Source organism: Caballeronia sp. A2-2 (genome assembly GCF_057612605.2).
On sequence record NZ_JBVFIR010000005.1, the window covers coordinates 148,582 to 161,648 of the forward strand.

A 13,067-nucleotide genomic window follows, 5' to 3' on the forward strand; every position below is an offset into this window, starting at 1 on the left:
AAAAAGGACTGGATACGACGCATCCAGTCCTTTCACATGCCAACGCAAGGTCAGATATCAGTGCGCGTGCGCATTCAGTTTCGCCACCAGAACGTCACCGAATTCCGGGGCCGACATCGGCTGCTGACCCGTGATGAGTTCGCGATCGACAACCACATTGCTATGCCAGTTCGCAACCGTATCGACATGCGCGCCCGCTTCCGCGAGCGCATTCACCGGATAGAACTGAACATGGCCGCCGAGTCCGTTCGGACCTTCGAGTTGCTGCTCCTCACCCGTGGAAAACACGGTCAGCCGATAACCCGCGTATGGCCAGCCCGCCGCCAGCGAGTTCGCCTTGCCATCGTTGGCGATCATCGAGGCGATGAAGGCGTCCGGATCGTGCAACGCGGACAGCAGCACGATCGGCCCATGACAGATGATTCCGGTAGGACGGCCGCTCTCATGGAAGCTCACCAGAATCTTGCCGAGATCGCGGTCCTTCAGCAGGTCCACCATCGGCGCGTGGCCGCCGGGAATGAACAATCCGGCATAGCCGCCCGTTCCCTCGGCGACCACCGAGGCAAGCGTCTTCGGATGCTTCAACTGAGCGATGCCTTGTGCGTACTTGAGTGCGTCGGCACGCGCGGCGTCATCGCCGCCGAAGAACATTTTGTTGTTCGAATTGGCGTCCATCACCGGCATGTCGCCCTTCGGGTTCGCAATCACCGGCTCGTAGCCCGCTTCGACGAGCTTCCGGTACGGCACGACGAACTCGTTCAGGTAGTAGCCGGTTTCATAGCGTTTGCCATCGCGCAGATCGAGTTCATGCGCGCTCGACATGACGACGAGCACTTTGCCGCGTGATTGCGCCGACGCGCCGGTCGGCAAGGCGAAGGCAGTGGCCATTGCAAGCGCGGCCGCGCCGAATTTAAGGATGTTCATGATCGTTCTCTTTCGTAAAAGGATGGGCCGGATCAACGGGCGCTTTCGTAGCGCGGCGCGGGCTTGGCATTCGCGAACTGGGGAGTCAGCGCGCGACGGTCCGCTTCCCACTTCGTCCAGTTGTCGCCATCGTGCAGCGTCGGAATGGTCACGAGTTCGCCCTGATCGAGACCGGCGAGCGCGGCATCGACCAGATCGGCTGCGGTCATGGTGCTTGCCGCTTCCTTTTGCTTTGCGTAGCCCGCGACGTCCCAGAACTCGGTTGCCGTCGCTGCGGGCAGCACGGTCTGCACACGCACGCCCTTGCCGGCGAGATCGCGCTGCAGCGCGTGGCCGAAGCTCAGCACGTAGGACTTCGAGGCGCTATAGACGCCATTAAGCAATTCGACCGCGATGCCCACCACCGAACTGATGTTGACGATCGTGCCCGCGCCCCTGGCGGCGAACGCGGGTGCGGCTGCATAGGTCAGGCGCGTCAGTGCGGTGATGTTCAGGTCGATCATCGATTCCATCGCATCGACATTGCCGTCCAGCACGGACGCCACCGAGCCGACGCCCGCGTTGTTCACCAGCATCGTGATGCGCGAGTCTTCGCGAAGCAGGGTTTCGACCTTGGCGAGCGCGGCACGGTCGTTGAGATCGGCGGCCACGGTTTCGACCGTGCGGCCCGTCTCTTTGGCGAGGCGGTCGGCCAGTTCGGTCAGCCGGGACTGATTGCGCGCCACCAGAATGAGGTCGAAGCCGCGCCGGGCGAGACGGTCCGCGTAGATGGCGCCAATGCCGGCCGATGCACCCGTGATCAGCGCAAAACCTTTCGTAGAAGCAGTCATGATCGTTCCTTGGAGTGGTTTGAACCGACTGGTTGTCAGTTCATGAAACGAATTCTGATCGTGACTGCGTTTGGCCTCAATGTCGTAGATGCAATGTTTTATGCCATCGATGCAACCCAGCTTAAACGTCTGCTTTGTGCTACCTTCAACGAATCGAGCCATGAAACGCGAGGCATCATGCATACCGTCGGACTTCTTGTTTATCCAAACTTTCAGTCGCTTGCGCTCGCCGTGGCGAGCGTCTTCGAGTACGCCAACCTGCTGCGCGGCGAAGCGTCGTATGACTTCAAAATCGTGTCCGAGCACGGCGGGCCGATTGCTTCGTCGCAGGGGTTTTCGGTTCACAGCGAAGCGCTCGACGAAGCGGGCTACGACACGCTCATCGTGGCGGGCGACAACGAATGTCGCCTTCCTTCGGCGGCGCTCGTGGAATACCTTCGCGAAGCACCGCGCCATTCACGGCGCATTGCGTCGATCTGCACGGGCGCATTCGTTCTCGCTGCGGCGGGTTTGCTGGAAGGAAAGCGGGCGACGACGCACTGGTTCCACGCGCGTGCTTTCCAGACGCAGTATCCGAACATACAACTCGAAGAAGACCGCATTTACGTGGTGGACGGGCAGATGTGGACATCGGCCGGAATGAGCGCGGGCGTGGACCTGGCGCTTGCGATCGTCGAGAACGACTTCGGGCTGGACACGGCGCGCATGGTCGCGCGCAAGCTCGTGCTCTATCAGCGACGTGGCGGCGGCCAGTCGCAGTTTTCGGCGCTGCTGGAGATGGGGGCGCGTTCGGATCGCGTGCAGATGGCGCTCACCTTCGCGAGCGAAAACCTGGCGAGCGATCTGTCGGTCGAGCGGCTGGCCGAAGCGGCGCGGCTAAGCCCGCGCCAGTTCAGCCGGGTGTTTCGTGAGGAAACGGGGCAATCGCCCGCCAAGGCTGTCGAACGGCTGCGCGTGGAAGCCGCGCGGCTGATGATGGAAACGACCCGGCATCCGATCGAAATCGTCGCGAGAGAGACGGGCTTCGGTGACCGGGAGCGCATGCGTCAGGCGTTCCTGCGCGCGTTTGGTCAGCCGCCCCAAACCATTCAGCGGGCGTCGGGGGTGACACCGCTTGCTCATTGATCTGCGGACTGCTGTTCGCTATTGCTCGTCGGGCGTCCATTCCGGGCTGTAGCCACCCAGCGCCGGGTGATACATCTCGTCCCCGGAATGCTGCGTGAATTCGACGTTGAGCCGATCTTCACGAAGGCCGAGAATGTCGATGCAATGCGCGCACAGCGCCCGGGCCACGTCCATGCGCAACTCGGGCGGCCGGCCTTTTCTGATGTCCAGCATCATGACCGCCACGGGCACGGGCTGCTCGCCCGCTTCGGGAATCCGCCAGACGCCGCCTTCCCCCAACTCCCGAATCGCGACGCTGATCCGCCTGATGTCCACCGACATCATTTGCGCGTAGGTTTCGCTCATCTTCAGCGCCAGACGCTGCTTGTCTTCCACCGGATAGTGGCCGCATAGGTCCAGTTGCAGGTAGGGCATGGTTTCACACTCCTTGAAAGCTGCATTTTCATCCGATGCGGGAGCTTTCGAAGGTCGGATGTGCAAGGTTTTGGGACATGCGCGGGATTGAAGCTCGCCATTCGACTGCTCGCTCATGGTTTGGGCTTCTGCTTCCCGTGCGCATTAGCCATGCTTGTCGTCATCGACGAGCCTACTAGCAACGGACTTAGAAGCGGTCGAACGGGCGAGCCGGCCGATGCGAGGCGCACATCAGACAGTCTTGCCACGATCGAGTAAGTCAGCTAAAAACGTGGACCCAAGCTCGACGGCCTTTCGCGCGCTTTCCGGGTCTACATCCTTGCCATGCGCGGCCTCGTTCATGATTCGAAGCAATCCAGGAAGGCGTTCTGTATTGGCCGGTGCTAAACCATGTTCGTCGAGCACGCGTAGCATGCCGTCAATGCCGATAGGTGTTTCTGTAGAAAGGCCGTGCCCGGACATAAAGTCTCGCAAGGCTCTTTCGATCTCGATTCGCAATTTGATAACAGAGATCAGGGGAAATTCGCGCGCCAGCTCCTCGACGGTCGGCAATGACGTTTGATACTGTGTCGGAAGCGCGGGTGAGAGTTGATACTGAGCGACGCCCATCGGCTTACTGGAATCGCGCAAGGCGTATTCGACGATGACCTCATTACGGCCTTTGCAGAGAATGATTCCAATAGTCGACTGATCGTCCTCGTGTTTGAGCTTATCGTCAACGGCGGAAAGGTAGAAGTTCATCTTGCCGGCGAATTCGGGCTTGAATTCCTCAATCTTCAGTTCGATCACGACAAAGCACCGTAGTCGCAGATGGTAGAACAACAGATCTATGTAATAGTCTTGGCCGCCGACCTCAAGATGGTACTGACTACCGACGAACGCAAACCCTTTACCGAGTTCGAGGATCAGTGAGCGCAGATGATCGATCAAACCGCGTTCAAGATCGCGCTCCAGCATATCCGGGCCAAGAGTCAGGAAGTCGAAGGTATAGGGGTCCTTGAGGAGTTGCTGCGCGAGCTCGGACTGGCCGGCAGGTAACGTTCGTGAAAAATTCGTCAGAGCGCTGCCTTGGCGGCCGAATAAGTTGCTCTCGATTTGGTGGACGAGGACGGCACGACTCCAACCATGTTCTATGGCCTGCCCGGCGTACCACGCTCGTTCCTCGGCGTCCTTGACGGTGTCGAGAAGGCTTACGTTATGCCCCCAAGGCAATTGTGCAACGACCGTTGCACAAATTCGGCGTCGATCCAGGCGGCGGCAAAAGCCCGCATATATTTCAGGTTTCGGGCCGAAAGCCCGGTCATCTCCGGAAAGTCCCGGCGTAGATCATTCGCTAGCCGGTCGATGACCTTGGCTCCCCACCCTTCGCTCTGCTGGCGAGCCAAAATATCTCGACCGATACTCCAATAAAGCAGGATCAGTTCACGGTTGACCGCCAGGCTGGCACTGTGACGCGCCTCGATGATCCTCCGCGTTAACTCGCTCACGAAGGCGGTATAGCTCTTTACATCAATCTCCGCAGCCTGATCGGTGAGCTTGCCACGATGAGGGGCAGTTTTGGAAGAAGGCTTTTGCATGTTACCAATATCCCCACCAACTGAAATGTCCGCCCGGTTCGAAGCGGAGCAGCGCGCCTTAATTGCTACACGGTTGGAACGGAATGATACCCGCGATCTTTGACGTCCTTCCGTTCATTTCGATTCTCCGCTGATGGGAGCCCAGCCGGATTTGTCGACCATCAGCAATGCTAGCTTGAGCGCTGCTTCAAACATAAAACTCAAACCCCGTGTATCACTTTTCTCTTCTCCCCACTCATCGAAAATCATCGTCTCGAGCGGTACGTTGTAACAGTACCGAAGGCCGCCAATCGCATTGGTATTCGGCATTGGCTAGCCGCGTTCCATGGCTTCGCCGTCCCGCTTAAGTTGAAATGCTACTTTGGGAACAGCGTGCTTTCCTGCGCGGTAGGATCGTTATACATGCGCATATCGGTCGCAAGTCAAAAGATCGCAGAAAACCACTTCACTCGGACGACTCCACATCTCGCCCTACGTAAGCATCCCCACGAAAAGAACACGCCACCCCAACTAACTATTCCACCCGACCCGATGGAATACTTCCGCGTGCTCGCCTGTTCAACGCTATTGCCGATTCACATCGTTCGAACAAAGGAGACAGCATGTCAATCAAAAGAACTCACCCTCTCATCGCCGCGCTTGCATGCGTGGTTGCACTCACGGCATGCGGCAGCGGCGGATCATCGCAAGGTACACAAGGCGTGGTCCGCGTTCAGGGCAATCAAATCCTGCGCGATGGCGCGCCGTGGGTGCCGCACGCCGTGCAACTCGTGGCGTTCGTCGCTCCGCCTGTCGCGCAGCAAGGCGCATTCGCCGCCGCCTACGCGCATTACAGCCCCGCCGAGATGTCCGCGGTCAAGGCGTGGGGCGCGGACAGCGTGCGCCTCCAGCTTTCGCAGCCCGCCGCCGATCCGCTCAATCCGCTCTACGATCCCGCGTTCGTGCAGCAATACATCGGCGCGGTGCGAACGGCGCGATCGATCGGCCTGAACGTGATCGTTTCGATTCAGGACGAGCCGCAAAGCGGCGAAACGTTGCCGACCGCCACGCTGCCCAACGACGCCACCAACCGCGTCTGGCAAAGCCTCGCGCCGATGCTCAACGGCGACGACGGCATCGTCTACGAAATGTACAACGAGCCGGAGCCGGCGCCGAACCCGGCGAACTGGCAGCAATGGGAAGGGGCGATGAACACGACCATCGCGACCATCCGCGCGACCGGCGCCACCAACACGCTGCTCGCCGATGGCCTCGCCTACGCGGAAACGCTCGACGGCATGATCCCGCTCGCCGATCCGCTCAACCGCGTGTTCTATTCGACGCATCCGTACTTTCACAGCAAGGCCGATCAGCGTCCCGACGCCTGGGCGACGAAGTTCGGCAATGCGGCGGCATCCGTGCCGGTGATCGTCGGCGAATGGACCTCCGCGACCACGTACTATACCGACGACGACACCCCCGCCGCCGTGCTGCAATTGCTGCAATACATGCAGGCGCGCAATATCGGACTCGTGGCCGTGACCTACGATTTCGGCTTGCCGAAGTATGGCGGTATCGTGAGCGACTACAACGGCACGCCGACCACTTTTGTGAACGGCGTCGTGCGCGGCGGCAATAACTGGGGGCCCGGCACGCTGATCCAGAACTGGTATCGCGGCGCGGCGGTGCCGGCTCAACTGCAATGAGCCTTTTGGCACGAATGGCAGTCGTGCATGTTCAGGAGCGCTATCCTATACTCCACTGCTTTTCAGATCGACACAAAAGGTGATGCGCGCTTCATGTCCGCACTCAGGCGATCGCAACTTCTTGTCCGTTATGCTTCGATCGCTCTCGTGCTCGCGGTCTTCGTCGCGTCCTTCGCATGGGCCGCGGGATGGTGGGCGCGTCCCGGCGCGCTGTCGGCCGCACGTCTGATCGACGCATTCGAAAGCGCGGGCGGCAGGCACCCCGGCTTTCGTCGCAATCATGCGAAGGGCATCTGCGTGAGCGGATATTTCGAGAGCAACGGCAACGGTCTGGCGCTTTCGCGCGCACGCGTTTTTCAGCGCGGACGCGCGACGCTGATCGGACGTTTCTCCGCGCCCGGCGGCAATCCCGCCGAGGACGACGCCCTCACCGCCGTGCGCAGCTTCGCGCTGAGCGTCGAGACGCACGATGGCGAGCAATGGCGCACCGGCATGAATTCCGCGCCCGTGTTCGCGGTGCGCACGCCACAGGCGCTGTTCGAACAACTCGAAGCATCGCGGCCCGATCCTGAAACAGGCCAGCCCGATGCCGCAAAGCTCGATGCTTTCTTCGAGCATCATCCCGAAACCAACGCGCTGCGGGACTGGCTTGCAAGTCACCCGCCTTCCTCGCAGTTTTACGACGCGACGTATTACAGCATCAATGCCTTTCGCTTCACCGATGCGCAGGGTGCCGCGCGTTTTGTGCGATGGAGCGTGGTGCCCGACACACCTTACACGCCAGCGACCGCGCAGGAAAATGCGCCTCACGACCCTGATTTATTGGCCCACGGTTTGAGAGCCCGATTGCAGAGCGCACCGGTAAGCTGGCATCTGATGCTGACACCCGCCGCCGAAAACGACCCCGTCGACGACGCCACGCGCGCATGGCCTGCAGAACGCGAACGGCATCGCGTGGATGCGGGGCGTATCGTCATCACGCACGCGCACACGCAGATCGATGGCGCATGCCGCGACATCAACTTCGATCCGCTGGTGCTGCCCGCAGGCATCGCGCCATCCGGCGACCCGCTGCTCGCGGCGCGGTCCGCCGCCTATTCCGAATCGTTCGCACGGCGTACGAACGAACAGGCTCATGCTAGCGGTCGTTGAAAAAGCTCGGACGGCATGGAATAAAGCGTCCGGGCAAGGTGTTGAATCCCGAGCTAGACTTGATCGACCACGGCCGCACATCACGACGCACCACGACGCACCACGGCACAGCGCGCGGCATGAGTCCGCACGGTAATCGAGGAGACATACGTTCAAATGAGCGGTGCAGACCTGCCCGGCATGCTTCCTGACATGCTGCCGCGACTATGGGCCTTCGCGCTTCGGCTTTCGGGCGATCAGCACGATGCCGAAGACCTCGTGCAGCGCGCATGCCTGCGCGGGCTCGAACGCGCGCATCAGCTTCAGCCCGACACCGCGCCGCTCAGCTGGATGTACGCCATCGTCCATTCGACCTGGATCAACGAGTTGCGCGCCCGCAGCGTGCGCAAGCGCGCGAGCTTCGAATGGGACGACGACTTCCTCGAAAATCTGCCCGATCCGGTCGATAAGAGCCCGGAAACGCTGGTCATGCACGGCCAGATCGTCGATGCCATCGAGCGCTTGCCGGAAGCGCAACGCGTCGTCATGCTGCTGGTCGCGGTCGAAGGGCTGACGTACCAGCAAACCGCCGAGGTGCTCGACATTCCCGCAGGCACGGTCATGAGCCGGCTCTCGCGTGCAAGACAATGCATCGGCGCGATGTTCAGCGAGGACGCGCCGAAGTCCCGTCCCGCTCCGACCCACAAGGATTCGTTCGCATGATGGCCGACGACGCTCAACTACTCGCTTACGTCGACGGCGGTCTGTCGCCCGAGGAGCGCGAAGCGATCGAAGCGCAATTGCGCGAATCCGCCGAAGCGCGCAAGAAGCTTTCACTTCTGCGTGCGTCGAACGTCGATTTCGCGGATGCGTTCGCGCAGCAACCGCTTCCCGATGTACCGGAGACGCTGCGGCTGAATATCGACGAGGTGGTGCGCGCGCATCGCGCGGGCGCGAACGATGCAGCGGTGCCGGAAACCGCCAACGTCAAACCGGCGCGCTCGCGCGTGCCCGTGTGGCTCGCGGCGGCCTGCGTGGTGGGCGCGTTCATCGCCGGTCAGTTCGTGAAGGTGGGCACGCTGTCCGGCACGCCGCATCCGGGCGCGGGCAGCGCGCAAACGGCAAGCGCCGATGTCTCGCCGTGGGTCGCCGCGGCCGTCGGTTATCAAAGGCTCTACACGCGCGAGACGGTCGGCTACCGTCAGGACGATGCCGCCCTCGCCGCGAAAGTGGTCAGCGATATTCGCGCCGATGACCGTATCGCGCTGCGCGTGCCGGACCTGAGCAGCGCAGGCCTGAGTTTTCGCTCGGTGCAGCGTCTTCGCTTTCAAGGCAAGCCGCTCGTGCAGATCGTCTATCTGCCGCAAAACGGACCGCCCATCGCGCTGTGCGTGATGAAGGACGCGCGCCCGGACGAACCGGTTTCCTCTCGCCAGGTCGATGCGATGAACGTCGCCACGTGGCGGCAAGCCGAAATGAGCTATGCGCTGATCGGCGACGCGCCGGGCGTGGATCTCGGCGCGCTGGGCAAGAAGATCGTGGAATCGGACATGGCGCAACTGTTCGGCGGCGTATCGTTTGTGACGCCGGATCGGGACAGTTGAACGGTCACATGAGCGGCCTGACATGCCATGCATCGCGCAACCGCTGGCACCGCCAACAGCGCCGGACGGACTCATGACTTCGGACGATATCGAACTGCTGGCCTATGTGGACGGCTTGCTGTCCACCCGTGAACGCGAGGCGGTCGAGCGCAGGCTCGCCCGGTCGGCGGACGCGGCATCGCGCGTCGAGAGACTCGGGGCGTCGCGTTTGCCCTATGCGCAAGCTTTCGCGCATCAGCGATTGCCGCCGGTGCCAACGTCGCTCGAACGCATGGTCGAAGGCATCGCGCGGGCTTCGTCGCTGGCTATCAAACGGCGAGCGCTCAACAAGATCGCGCCCGGGTGGCTCGCGGCGGCGTTCTGCGCGGGCATGCTGATTTGCGGCGCGTTATCGAACGCGGCGATCCGATCGCGCGGTGCATCATGCGCGAAACACGGCCGGATGCCGCGCCGACCGCCCATGCTCAAATCGCATAGGATGACGGAATAATCCCGCCGACCTCCGGCACTTACTGATAAAACACATAAGTAGCGATGTACGGCGAACTGCCCGCCGCATGCTCCACCGTGCAGGGCGCGGCTGGCTTGACACCGCCCACCGTATCGATGCGCTGAACATATCGCACCGGCGAAAGCAGTCCTTCCGCCGCCGTCGATTTCGCGCGCAGCAGAAGTTGCGGCACGCTGTCGGACGCATCGCTTGCGCGTTGCGCGATCATGCGTCCTTCAATGCGGCTGCCATCGCGCGCTTCCCACGACGGCCCCGCCGCATGCTCGATGATGGCGACGCCATGTTCATCGAACAAGGTCGCGCGCGGCTGCCTGAATACCCAGCCGAGCGTGTGATTCGCGTCGTATTCGCAGGCGTAGATCTGCACGCCGGTGGCCCGTGCGCTGAAATGCGCATGCGCATCGGGCGGGTCGATCGAATCCGCCGCGCGTGCCATTCCCGCGCTGACTGCCAGCCACACACCCGCGCCCATCCAAAAGCACTTCCTGAATGTATTCACAGTCAAGCCCGGCATGGCGATGCTCCTTGTTCTTGTCGATTCGCTGGATGGATGCGACACCTGTCGCTCTTTCAGAACACCCTATCGCCGCGGACTATTCCATCGTTTTTGCGAATATCGCGAATTAAAAACGCGAGCACGTTCGCGACTGCGCGGAATAAAGCCCATCGCGAGGTGTTTCGTTTAGAAAGACGCTCAATCGACAAGAGACTCAGCCCCGGACTTACAACGGATCAATCGATATGCCTTGCAAACTCAATAAAATCTCTTTTGCGCTCGCGGCTTCCTTGATATCGATCGCGACGGCCCATGGCGGCGTTCCATCTGCGCCCGACACCGCGACGCCACGCCCCGATGCAGTCACCGTGAGCGGCAATCGCATCCTGCGCGGCGGCACGCCGTGGACGCCGCACGGGTTCTATCAGATTGCATTCGAAGTGCCGCCATCCGAACTGCCGAAGCAACAGCCGTTCTGGACGACGGCCGCGCAAGACTACAGTCCCGCCGAATACACGCAGATGCGCCAATTCGGCGCAGACTCCGTGCGCATTCAGCTTGCACAGCCCGGCATGGACCCGCAGGACCCGCGCTCCACGCCCGACTTCCGCGCGAAGGCCATCGGCGCGATTCGCGCGGCGCGCGCGGCGGGTCTCGTCGTGATCGTGAGCGTTCAGGATGAGCCGCAGACCGGCGACCCCAAGCGCCCCGTCGCGCTGCCGGGCGATGCCACGCAGCGTGTCTGGCAAGTCCTCGCACCGGCATTCCGCGACGATCGCGGCGTGATGTTCGAGCTGTTCAACGAGCCGCATATCGGGTGGCAGGCTGTCGTGCCGTTCCCGCCTGCGGACTGGCCACGCTGGTCACGCACGATGAACCGCCTGATCGCGACGATCCGCGCGAGCGGCGCGCACAACGTGATCGTCGCGGATGGCCTTCAGTACGCACAGCAGCTCGGCGGCGCACCGGAACTGGACGATCCGCTGCATCAGGTCGTCTATGCGGCGCATCCGTATTCGCTCAACCATAAGGACCAGTCCCGCGCGGTGTGGGACGTGAAGTTCGGCGATGTCGCGAAGACGCGGCCCGTGCTCATCAGCGAATGGGGGATCGGCTATCACTGCGATCCGGGCACGCCCGAAGCGACGGTGGATTTCATCAAGTATCTCGACGAGCGCCATATCGGGCTCGAAGCCGGGAGCTGGGACTGGGCCTCCGCGGGCTTTGGCAGCGCCATTTATAACTTCCCGAATGACCGGGTGTCCACGTTCGTCGATCCTCAGGGCAACCGGTTGGCGTGCCGCTGGAATGGCAATCCGAAAGGCTATACGCCGGGTTATGGCATTGGAAAGCTGGTGCAGACGTGGTTTCAGACGGGCGCGCCATCGAACGTCATACAGTGATTTCGCTCGATAAGACTACTACGCAAAACGGACGAGCCGGTTTATCCTGCCGCGTTGCATCCGGCTTGTCTAATCGCAGTCCCCGCTTTTCGGCTTGCCACACACGATCGCCTCCGTGACGTGCGGATTGGTGGGATAACGCAGGTGTGCCCTATCCGGCCGTTCAACGAGACCCAGATAAGTCGGCTCCGTCGACACGATTCCGTCGATGACCGGAACCCCTTGCAATGCCGGATCGTCGCTGGGCACGAGAATATACGAGAGAAGATCGTCGGGATCCGTGAACGCGACGATGCCCTTGATCGTTGTTCCCTCCGAAAACGTCGATTTCGACTTGAACAGCTCGGCCAGCGGATCCCTTGGATACTCCTGCGGCGGCACGTTCGACACACCCTGATTGAAGATGTTTTTCACGCTGTCTTTGCCCGTTTGTTTCAAAGCCACCTTCTGGTCCCCGAGCCCGAGAATCGGCAACTGATTGGCACGCATGAACACGTACGCCGTGCGATCGAGGGTGACCTGAGCCGCTGTTTTCGTCGCCGGATTGTATTTGAGCTTGAAAAGGGCGTCGAAAGCGATCTTGCTGCCCAGGCTGTCGGTTATCACGATCAGACGCGGTTCCTTTCTGTTTTCGACTGCCTTCAGCATTTGTTGCGGGTCGGAAGCGAGTGTCGAAACATCGCTGTCGCTGCCCGACGTGCCCAAAGCCTGAATGATGGCTTTCTGCATCTGTACATTGATCTCGTCTCTGGACTGGCCCTCGTAGATGACGGCATCCGCGAGGCAATCGTCGAGAATGGAATCCTTCAACAGCACATTGAGCGTTCCGGCGCGCTCATATGGATATGTCGCGACTTCATTGGGCCTTTCGCAGTACGCATTCGTACCGGCGCTGCTTTGAATTTTCTTGGTCTGGTCATAGCAAAGCTGTCGTTTCAGCTGCGTCGTGACTCGTGACCAGACAATCGCATTGACGCGCACCGGACCTTTTTTCGTGTCGATCGTTCGTTGGTATAACTGCATATCCGTATCCGGAACCGAGTGGGGCAAGATCGCCGTTGTCGGCAACGTTCCGTGCAGTTTGGTGGTCATGGAAGCGATCGCCTCGTTCGCCCATGCGCCGTCATGCGTGCACATGCCGTGAACCAGAATCACGTCGAGGCCATATTGCCTGTCGATCTCGCCGACGACACCCGTGAAGCTGATGTCATCCGATGCTCTGTTCGTGCGATCGGCATAGACAGGATTTCGGAAAGGCATCGTGCAAGCCGCGCTCGCCAACGCCACGAAAAGCGCAAGGGTCGCGCGTGCTGAGCGCATCCGCATCGGAAAGGTATGCATGATCGACAACTCCTTCAAGAAGGGTA

General features: G+C 61.1%; 13 protein-coding genes and 1 pseudogene. 7 read left to right on the top strand and 7 right to left on the bottom strand.

Going from position 1 to position 13,067, the window contains the following annotated elements; all coding sequences use genetic code 11:
• Positions 1-57 precede the first annotated feature (57 nt).
• A complete protein-coding gene (locus ACZCWR_RS34825) occupies positions 58-924 on the bottom strand; it encodes a type 1 glutamine amidotransferase domain-containing protein (protein WP_487307086.1) in 867 nt (288 codons plus the stop codon).
• Between the two features lie 32 nt (positions 925-956).
• Positions 957-1,754, bottom strand: a complete 798-nt coding sequence (locus tag ACZCWR_RS34830) for an SDR family NAD(P)-dependent oxidoreductase (RefSeq protein WP_487307087.1) — start codon at positions 1,752-1,754, stop codon at positions 957-959.
• A gap of 177 nt (positions 1,755-1,931) precedes the next feature.
• Between ACZCWR_RS34830 and ACZCWR_RS34835 the strand changes: the two genes are divergently transcribed.
• On the top strand, positions 1,932-2,879 hold the full coding sequence (locus ACZCWR_RS34835) for a GlxA family transcriptional regulator (protein WP_487307100.1): 948 nt from the start codon (positions 1,932-1,934) through the stop codon (positions 2,877-2,879).
• 18 nt (positions 2,880-2,897) lie between these two features.
• Here ACZCWR_RS34835 and ACZCWR_RS34840 read toward each other — a convergent pair whose 3' ends face one another.
• The 3 genes and pseudogenes from ACZCWR_RS34840 to ACZCWR_RS34850 form a co-directional block, all read right to left on the bottom strand.
• Positions 2,898-3,293, bottom strand: a complete 396-nt coding sequence (locus tag ACZCWR_RS34840) for a tautomerase (RefSeq protein WP_487307088.1) — start codon at positions 3,291-3,293, stop codon at positions 2,898-2,900.
• 231 nt (positions 3,294-3,524) lie between these two features.
• Positions 3,525-4,870: pseudogene (locus ACZCWR_RS34845) on the bottom strand (PDDEXK nuclease domain-containing protein).
• A gap of 114 nt (positions 4,871-4,984) precedes the next feature.
• Positions 4,985-5,179, bottom strand: a complete 195-nt coding sequence (locus ACZCWR_RS34850) for a hypothetical protein (RefSeq protein ID WP_487307089.1) — start codon at positions 5,177-5,179, stop codon at positions 4,985-4,987.
• A 293-nt stretch (positions 5,180-5,472) separates the two neighbouring features.
• Here ACZCWR_RS34850 and ACZCWR_RS34855 point away from each other — a divergent pair, with 293 nt between their 5' ends.
• The 5 genes from ACZCWR_RS34855 to ACZCWR_RS34875 all read left to right on the top strand — a co-directional run bounded on the left by ACZCWR_RS34855 (position 5,473) and on the right by ACZCWR_RS34875 (position 9,780).
• Positions 5,473-6,555 carry a glycoside hydrolase family 5 protein gene (locus tag ACZCWR_RS34855; RefSeq protein ID WP_487307090.1) on the top strand — a complete coding sequence of 361 codons (1,083 nt, stop codon included), beginning with the start codon at positions 5,473-5,475 and terminating at the stop codon, positions 6,553-6,555.
• A gap of 93 nt (positions 6,556-6,648) precedes the next feature.
• Positions 6,649-7,707 carry a catalase family peroxidase gene (locus ACZCWR_RS34860; protein WP_487307091.1) on the top strand — a complete coding sequence of 353 codons (1,059 nt, stop codon included), beginning with the start codon at positions 6,649-6,651 and terminating at the stop codon, positions 7,705-7,707.
• Positions 7,708-7,863: 156 nt separating this feature from the next.
• Positions 7,864-8,409: an RNA polymerase sigma factor gene (locus ACZCWR_RS34865; RefSeq protein WP_487307092.1), complete on the top strand. Its 546-nt coding sequence runs from the start codon at positions 7,864-7,866 to the stop codon at positions 8,407-8,409.
• Positions 8,406-9,290 carry an anti-sigma factor family protein gene (locus ACZCWR_RS34870; RefSeq protein ID WP_487307093.1) on the top strand — a complete coding sequence of 295 codons (885 nt, stop codon included), beginning with the start codon at positions 8,406-8,408 and terminating at the stop codon, positions 9,288-9,290. The genes ACZCWR_RS34865 and ACZCWR_RS34870 overlap by 4 nt, the downstream gene beginning before the upstream one ends.
• A 73-nt stretch (positions 9,291-9,363) precedes the next feature.
• Positions 9,364-9,780: an anti-sigma factor family protein gene (locus ACZCWR_RS34875; protein ID WP_487306830.1), complete on the top strand. Its 417-nt coding sequence runs from the start codon at positions 9,364-9,366 to the stop codon at positions 9,778-9,780.
• A gap of 19 nt (positions 9,781-9,799) precedes the next feature.
• On the opposite strand, the gene ACZCWR_RS34880 is transcribed toward ACZCWR_RS34875, so the two are convergent.
• Positions 9,800-10,315, bottom strand: coding sequence for a DUF3455 domain-containing protein (locus tag ACZCWR_RS34880; protein ID WP_487306831.1), 516 nt, complete (start codon positions 10,313-10,315; stop codon positions 9,800-9,802).
• 350 nt (positions 10,316-10,665) lie between these two features.
• Here ACZCWR_RS34880 and ACZCWR_RS34885 point away from each other — a divergent pair, with 350 nt between their 5' ends.
• Positions 10,666-11,700 (top strand): glycoside hydrolase family 5 protein, encoded by a 1,035-nt coding sequence (locus ACZCWR_RS34885; protein ID WP_487306832.1) that lies wholly within the window; start codon positions 10,666-10,668, stop codon positions 11,698-11,700.
• 69 nt (positions 11,701-11,769) lie between these two features.
• On the opposite strand, the gene ACZCWR_RS34890 is transcribed toward ACZCWR_RS34885, so the two are convergent.
• Positions 11,770-13,041: a hypothetical protein gene (locus tag ACZCWR_RS34890; protein ID WP_487306833.1), complete on the bottom strand. Its 1,272-nt coding sequence runs from the start codon at positions 13,039-13,041 to the stop codon at positions 11,770-11,772.
• Between the last annotated feature and the right edge of the window lie 26 nt (positions 13,042-13,067).

Coding starts and splice junctions, on each gene's coding strand:
- ACZCWR_RS34835 (WP_487307100.1), top strand. CDS start 1,932: ATGCATACCGTCGGACTTCTTGTTTATCCAAACTTTCAGTCGCTTGCG.
- ACZCWR_RS34825 (WP_487307086.1), bottom strand. CDS start 924: ATGAACATCCTTAAATTCGGCGCGGCCGCGCTTGCAATGGCCACTGCC.
- ACZCWR_RS34875 (WP_487306830.1), top strand. CDS start 9,364: ATGACTTCGGACGATATCGAACTGCTGGCCTATGTGGACGGCTTGCTG.
- ACZCWR_RS34870 (WP_487307093.1), top strand. CDS start 8,406: ATGATGGCCGACGACGCTCAACTACTCGCTTACGTCGACGGCGGTCTG.
- ACZCWR_RS34860 (WP_487307091.1), top strand. CDS start 6,649: ATGTCCGCACTCAGGCGATCGCAACTTCTTGTCCGTTATGCTTCGATC.
- ACZCWR_RS34890 (WP_487306833.1), bottom strand. CDS start 13,041: ATGCATACCTTTCCGATGCGGATGCGCTCAGCACGCGCGACCCTTGCG.
- ACZCWR_RS34880 (WP_487306831.1), bottom strand. CDS start 10,315: ATGCCGGGCTTGACTGTGAATACATTCAGGAAGTGCTTTTGGATGGGC.
- ACZCWR_RS34855 (WP_487307090.1), top strand. CDS start 5,473: ATGTCAATCAAAAGAACTCACCCTCTCATCGCCGCGCTTGCATGCGTG.
- ACZCWR_RS34865 (WP_487307092.1), top strand. CDS start 7,864: ATGAGCGGTGCAGACCTGCCCGGCATGCTTCCTGACATGCTGCCGCGA.
- ACZCWR_RS34830 (WP_487307087.1), bottom strand. CDS start 1,754: ATGACTGCTTCTACGAAAGGTTTTGCGCTGATCACGGGTGCATCGGCC.
- ACZCWR_RS34850 (WP_487307089.1), bottom strand. CDS start 5,179: ATGCCGAATACCAATGCGATTGGCGGCCTTCGGTACTGTTACAACGTA.
- ACZCWR_RS34840 (WP_487307088.1), bottom strand. CDS start 3,293: ATGCCCTACCTGCAACTGGACCTATGCGGCCACTATCCGGTGGAAGAC.